Origin of the sequence: Gluconobacter oxydans, from assembly GCF_006539685.1 — a bacterium.
Taxonomy (GTDB): Bacteria; Pseudomonadota; Alphaproteobacteria; order Acetobacterales; family Acetobacteraceae; genus Gluconobacter; species Gluconobacter oxydans.
Genome location: NZ_BJNM01000054.1, coordinates 1 through 6,227 on the forward strand (window position 1 = coordinate 1; position 6,227 = coordinate 6,227).

At 53.4% G+C, this 6,227-nt stretch carries 5 protein-coding genes and 1 pseudogene; 2 read left to right on the plus strand and 4 right to left on the minus strand.

All coding sequences use genetic code 11. The features are described from left to right. On the plus strand, positions 1 to 466 hold a 466-nt coding region (locus GOX01_RS11975), incomplete at its 5' end, for a hypothetical protein (RefSeq protein WP_218023022.1). Here the strand turns inward: GOX01_RS11975 and GOX01_RS11980 are convergent. After that, complete coding sequence (locus GOX01_RS11980) at positions 463 to 1,356, minus strand: LysR family transcriptional regulator (protein ID WP_062268837.1); 894 nt, start codon at positions 1,354 to 1,356, stop codon at positions 463 to 465. The two genes, GOX01_RS11975 and GOX01_RS11980, sit on opposite strands and share 4 nt — an antisense overlap. Before the next feature lie 129 nt (positions 1,357 to 1,485). Here GOX01_RS11980 and metF point away from each other — a divergent pair, with 129 nt between their 5' ends. Beyond that, positions 1,486 to 2,415: a methylenetetrahydrofolate reductase [NAD(P)H] gene (gene metF / locus GOX01_RS11985; protein ID WP_062268839.1), complete on the plus strand. Its 930-nt coding sequence runs from the start codon at positions 1,486 to 1,488 to the stop codon at positions 2,413 to 2,415. Positions 2,416 to 2,652: 237 nt separating this feature from the next. Here metF and GOX01_RS11990 read toward each other — a convergent pair whose 3' ends face one another. The 3 genes and pseudogenes from GOX01_RS11990 to GOX01_RS13245 all read right to left on the minus strand — a co-directional run. Continuing rightward, positions 2,653 to 3,681, minus strand: a complete 1,029-nt coding sequence (locus GOX01_RS11990) for a methionine synthase (RefSeq protein ID WP_011253714.1) — start codon at positions 3,679 to 3,681, stop codon at positions 2,653 to 2,655. A gap of 27 nt (positions 3,682 to 3,708) precedes the next feature. Beyond that, positions 3,709 to 4,692 carry a DUF1852 domain-containing protein gene (locus GOX01_RS11995; protein ID WP_011253713.1) on the minus strand — a complete coding sequence of 328 codons (984 nt, stop codon included), beginning with the start codon at positions 4,690 to 4,692 and terminating at the stop codon, positions 3,709 to 3,711. 254 nt (positions 4,693 to 4,946) lie between these two features. After that, positions 4,947 to 6,227 (minus strand): annotated as a pseudogene (locus tag GOX01_RS13245) (TonB-dependent siderophore receptor); the annotation flags it as partial.

The window sequence follows — 6,227 nt, forward strand, 5'->3', positions numbered from 1 at the left end:
CCCATCAAACCCCGGGACCAAACACCTAAGTCCTAAAGCATCATACGTAATATCGATATGTCTTTCGGCGATCGTTTTCGTCATTATGCGCAACGCGGAATCCGGTTTTCCCAATAAAAATATAGCATCATATTTATTACTTTGGGTTCTGGTTTCTATTTTTTCTATTCTGGGAATTGGTCTGCTATGCGGTGTGGCAAAAGCCTTTTCAGGCCCGGGCGTAACAAAGAAACCTTGGTTGCCATTTGCCTTGGCTTTTGTTTTTAGTGTGGGTCTTGCCCCACTATTCGCAGCTTCTCTTCCCGGAATGGTCTTGGATGGGTTTCCCGAACACGGGTTTTGGCATTGCTATGAAATGATTCTGAGAGCAACCTGGCAGGCTTCAGTAGCGGCCAGTATAGCGGGATCAGGAATATATGTGCTGTTGGAACGGCAGTCCTCCCTCCTCAGAAAAAATACTTTCTAATCTTTCGGATCGGCTGCAAAACCGATGAAATCGGTGAGATACTGAACATCCGCATCAGTTTCCCGGCGCCCCAGAAAGATCTGCTTCGCAATTCCGTTTTCACCCAGTCTTACGGAATGAAGGTCGAAGCGTGAGGCATATTCATCCACCAACCATCGGGGAAGCGCTGCAACTCCCCGGCCATGTGCCACCATGACCAGCATGATATCCGTCGTCTCGATCTGTTTCTGCTGACGGGGTGCGATGCCGGCGGGCTGGAGAAACTGGGTATAGATATCCAGCCGTTCCGAGGGTACGGGATAGGTGATGAGCGTTTCGTCGGCAAGCTGCTCGGGCGTGACGCGATCAACGCCATACAATCTGTGACCGCTTCCCACGACGAGGACCAGTTCATAATCAAAGACCGGCGTGAAGTTCAGGTCGGGCTTGTAAAGCGGGTCAGGCGTTACGAGAATATCGATCTCGTTGCTCAGGATCGCCCCGATACCGCCGAACTGAAATTTCTGCCGGACATCGACATCCACTTTCGGCCAGCGTTCGAGATAGGGCGAGACAACGTTGAGAAGCCACTGGTAGCAGGGATGGCATTCCATCCCGATCCTCAATGTGCCACGCTCACCATTCGCAAACTGCTCCAGCCGCTCTTCAGCCAGCGAAAACTGCGGTAACAGCCGGTTGGCAAGAGACAATAGCCATTGGCCAGCCTGAGTCAGGATCAGGGATCGGCCTTCGCGTCGCCAAATCTTCACGCCGAGCTGCATCTCGATCTTGCGGACGGCATGGCTGAGAGCAGGCTGGGTCAGATTCAGCCGCGCGCCGGCCGCTGTCAGTGAGCCTTCCCGGGCAACTTCCTGAATAATCATCAGATGATTGCGTTGCAGAACACTCATCTCTTGCCGCCTATATGCATTAAATTAATACATTCATGAAAACATATCATTTATATTCATCGTTATAAAGCTCTAGTTGAAATCATCTGAACGTCGGTCATCCCGCCTCACCGATCTGATGCAGTTGATATGAATACGAATTTGAAACGCCTTCTTTCCGGGAAACTGGCGGACCATCCGTCGCTCTGTCATTCTGACATGCCCGTTCCTGTCCTCTCTTTCGAAGTCGTTCCCCCGAGGACAGACGCGATGGAGCAGCGTTTGTGGCAGTGCATGCGCCGTCTGGCGCCTCTTTCTCCCCGCTTTGTCTCGGTGACCTATGGGGCGTGTGGTACGATGCAGGCGCAGACACAGGCGACAGTCCTGCGCCTGAAGCAGGAGACGACGCTCGTGCCGGCCGCCCATCTGACGTGTATTGGCGCGACCCGCGAAGAAATCGATGATATCGCCCGCACCTACTGGCAGGCCGGTGTCAGGCATATCCTGGCTCTGCGGGGCGATGCGCCCGCGGGCACCGACTATACGCCACACCCGGGTGGTTACGCCTATGCCGGCGATCTGGTCGCTGGCCTGCGTCGCATTGCTGACTTTGAAATCTCGGTTGCTGCCTACCCCGAAACACACCCTACGGCCCCGAACCCACAGGCCGATATCGACAATCTCAAACGCAAGTTCGATGCCGGTGCGAGCCGGGCCATCACCCAGTATTTCTTTGAAGCTTCGACCTGTCTGCGCTTTCTTGATCGCTGTCTGGCGGCCGGTATTACCGCGCCGATCGTTCCCGGCATCATGCCAGTGTCGAACTATGATCAGATTGCACGTTTCTCGGCATTCTGTGGGGTTACAGTACCGGTCTGGCTGACGCACCTGTTTGAAGGAACGGCAAAGAACCCGGAACTCTGCCGTATCGCGGCCTGTATCGTAGCCGCAGAGCAGGTTCGAACTCTGCAGTCTCACGGAATTAACGAGTTCCATTTCTCTACGCTGAACCGTCCAGATCTGACCTGCGCGATTGCACATCTTCTGGGTGTGCGCCCAGCCAGCGAGACGGATTCATGAAGAAGCAAAATCGGAAATCACGGAAGGGGTGATGATGTTTGATGAAACGCAGGACGGATGGTCCCCTGCCAGTACCGAGAAAGGTGCCCTGCCCTCGACAGACAAAGCCGGGAATGAGCAGGGAATGTCATCCCTGACATGCAACGCCCCGGAGATCACTGATTCTGACGGGGAAGACGACCCCGGATGTCCATGCTGCGTGATCCCCTGGTTCCGCTGAACCAGGGGATCGGCAGATCAGGCTGAGAGTTCTTTGCGCACGATTTCTGCGCCTGCACCCAGAGCATTCAGCTTTCCACGTGCGACACGACGTGACAGAGGCGCCATACCGCAGTTGGTCGAAGGGTAAAGCTTATCCGCATCCACGAACTGCAGGGCCTTTCGGAGCGTGCTGGCGACGTCTTCCGGCGTTTCAATGGTATTGGTCGCCACATCAATGGCCCCCACCATCACCTTTTTGCCGCGCACAAGCTCAATGAGATCCATCGGAACGCGGGAATTCTGGCATTCCAGTGAGATCAGATCGATGCTGGATTTCTGCAGCTTCGGGAAGATTTCCTCATACTGCCGCCACTCTGCGCCCAGCGCATTTTTCCAGTCGATATTGGCTTTAATGCCGTACCCGTAGCAGATATGGACAGCTGTTTCGCATTTCAGCCCTTCAACGGCCTTCTCCAAAGTGGCAATGCCCCAGTCATTGACCTCATCAAAGAAGACGTTAAAGGCCGGCTCATCAAACTGGATGATATCGACGCCGGCAGCCTCCAGTTCCCTGGCCTCCTGATTGAGGATCTTTGCGAATTCCCAGGCCAGCTTTTCACGGCTTTTGTAATGATCGTCGTAGAGCGTATCGATCATCGTCATGGGCCCCGGCAGCGCCCATTTAATCGGTTTTTTCGTCAGTGCCCGCAGATATTTCGCATCTTCGACAAAGACGGGCTTTTCACGGGTTACGGCGCCCACGACTGACGGCACACTCGCATCGTAACGATTGCGGATCTTGACCGTCTGACGGTTCTCGAAGTCAACGCCGCCAAGATGTTCAATGAATGTCGTGACGAAATGCTGACGTGTCTGTTCGCCATCGCTGACGATATCAATGCCAGCACGATCCTGATCGTCCAGCGTCAGACGCAACGCGTCCTGTTTGCCTTCGACCAGTTCCTCACCCTGCAATTTCCAGGGGGACCAGAGTGTTTCGGGCTTTGCCAGCCAGGACGGTTTGGGCAGGCTGCCGGCCGTTGAGGTGGGGAGCAGTGTTTTCATGACAGATGACCTTGTGTTCTGGTGTGTTCAAACGGAGTACTGGGCAGACCACTGCTCAAGAACGTCCTGATACGGCTTGATGAAGCTCTCTTCCGTAAACCTGCCCTGCGCGATCGCCAGTTGGCTGCGCTCCTCGCGGTCGTAGACAATCCGGGTTACCGAATGATCCTGGTGCTTCAGGCTCGGCTGATAGCAGTCAGCCGCCGGAGAATTCGAATTGTAGATTTCAGGACGGTAAATCTTCTGAAAAGATTCCATCGTGCTGATGGTGCTGATGAGCTCCATATTGGAATAATCGGAGAGCAGATCGCCAAAGAAATAAAAGGCCAGAGGCGCAGACGCATTCTCAGGCATGAAATACCGAACCTTCATGCCCATCTTCCCGAAGTACTGATCGGTCAGCGAAAATTCCCGCTGCTCGTACTCAACGCCCAGCACCGGATGATGATTCCTGGTCCTATAATAAGTCCTGTTGCTTGAAACGCTCAGGCAAATTACCGGCATTTTCCTGAAATGGGCCTTGTAGCACTCTGAAGTGATAAAGCACTTGAACAGGTTGCCATGTAGATCACCGAAACGATCAGGAGTTCTGAATTCTGACAGATCTTTATTGTGATTTAACAGCAGGACACTGAAATCATAGTCGCGGACGTAGGATGAAAAGTTATTCCCGACAATTCCCTGGATGCGTTTGTCGTCTTTTCTGTCAAAGATAGAGTTGTTCAGCACCTCTATCAGAGGAAAACACTCATTTTCCCCCTCGGACCTGATCGTCATTTCAGCAGAAATGATATCAACCCCCACGGAATAGCGGTCTCCATTGGGATTGTCCCAATGCGCCAGGGAATTGAAACGGTTATCAATCATGCGCAGAACATTCCGCAGGTTTTCCTGCCGGTGTTCCCCGCGCGCCAGATTGGCAAAATTGGTTGTCAGACGTGTGCTGTCTGAGGGTGTGTAATCTTCATTGAATGGGATTTTCTTGATATTGAATGTAAATTCAACCGACATGATAGATACTGCCTAGATTACTGAAGATCCCGAATTATTCCTTTTTTTCAGGAATGTTTCTTCAGTTTGCGTTTCAGAGCGATGCAGAATCTTATGCCCGAGAGGTTCGTTGAATAAAAATGATTTTATTTCATTTAAGTATGAATTTCACTCATGAATGATGCGGAACTTTGTCAGCAGACAGGGATATGACCGTGCGGCTCACACATGAACCGCACGGTTTGTTCCCGCATTCCTTCAGGAAGTCATGGATATTACCAGCTGTATCCTATGCTGGCCTGAGCGTTCCGCCGCTCTCCGTAGTAACAGTACTGCCCGTCTGCGCCATAGGCGAAGCAGTTTGCAATATAGTTCCTGTCAAACAGGTTCCTGACACTGGCAGCGACCTTCCAGCCATGCAGGGAATGAGACATGTTGTTGAGGTCGTAAGCAATTGAGGCGTCAAACAGGGCATATTGCGGGAGCCAGACACTGCCATAGGTCGCTTCGCCACCATAGGTCTTGTTGGAATACCGCAACCACCGCCAAAACCGAACCCTTTGAGCGGGCCGGACGGCATTGTGTAGAAGGCGAACAGGGACGCATTCCCCTTGCCGGACTGGATCAGCGGCTTGCCGGTTGAATCATCCCTGACTTTCTGGAAGCTGACCGCCGCCGTGACCATCAGATTGTGGAATGGCTGGGCATGTGCCTCGAACTCGAAACCATCCGAATGAACCAGGCCGCTTTGCAGGCTGTATCCCGTATTGGCAACGGAAACGAGGACATTGCTCTGCTCGATATGAAAACCCGCGGCCGTAAAAAGGACTGACGTCCCCGGGATCTGGTATTTCAGGCCGCCTTCAAGCTGCTTGCCGATGGACGGATGGGCCTGTCGCAGCGTCGTACCACCGTCATTCGAGACCGTGCCCGACTGCGGCTGAAAGGATGTCGAGTAGCTGATATAGGGCGAAAAACCGAAATCGAAATGATACAGTCCTGAAGCGCGCCAGGTAATCTGGCTTGCACTCTGCCGGTCATTGGACTGCTCGAAATATTCAGTCTGATTGGAGCGATACCAGTCATTGCGGATGCTGCCCGTCAGGATCAGTCGCTTCCAGCGGATGTCGTCATAACGGCCACGCGTGCTGAAGCTCCAGTCGTCGTTGAAGCGGTGGTTCAGGATATAGGTGATAGCCCCCTGCCTGCGGTTGAATTTTTCCGCCGAAACATCGCCATCATAGAAATTGCGCGGCAAATAGCCGTAGGACGCACGCTTGAGAGAGCCGATCAGCGGGACACCACCATAGGAACCATTCTCCGGATCATACTGGTAGTTCCCGAGCAGCGTCAGGGTTGTCGGACCATCCCCGCCGAACGTGAAGGACGGGCTGATGCTGAAACGGCGGCTTCCGGTCCTGCTCAACTGCGTGTGCTGCCCGTTGATGGTGCCGTACACACGATAGCGGATCATTCCGTCATCCGTCGCAAAGCCCCCCACATCCGCATCGACACGATAAAGATCGAACATACCGCCCGTCGCATTCACACCGCCG

What these genes read in the sequence shown, in the direction of transcription:
- metF (WP_062268839.1), top strand. Translation starts at nt 1,486, where the DNA reads ATGAATACGAATTTGAAACGCCTTCTTTCCGGGAAACTGGCGGACCAT.
- GOX01_RS11990 (WP_011253714.1), bottom strand. Translation starts at nt 3,681, where the DNA reads ATGAAAACACTGCTCCCCACCTCAACGGCCGGCAGCCTGCCCAAACCG.
- GOX01_RS11980 (WP_062268837.1), bottom strand. Translation starts at nt 1,356, where the DNA reads ATGAGTGTTCTGCAACGCAATCATCTGATGATTATTCAGGAAGTTGCC.
- GOX01_RS11995 (WP_011253713.1), bottom strand. Translation starts at nt 4,692, where the DNA reads ATGTCGGTTGAATTTACATTCAATATCAAGAAAATCCCATTCAATGAA.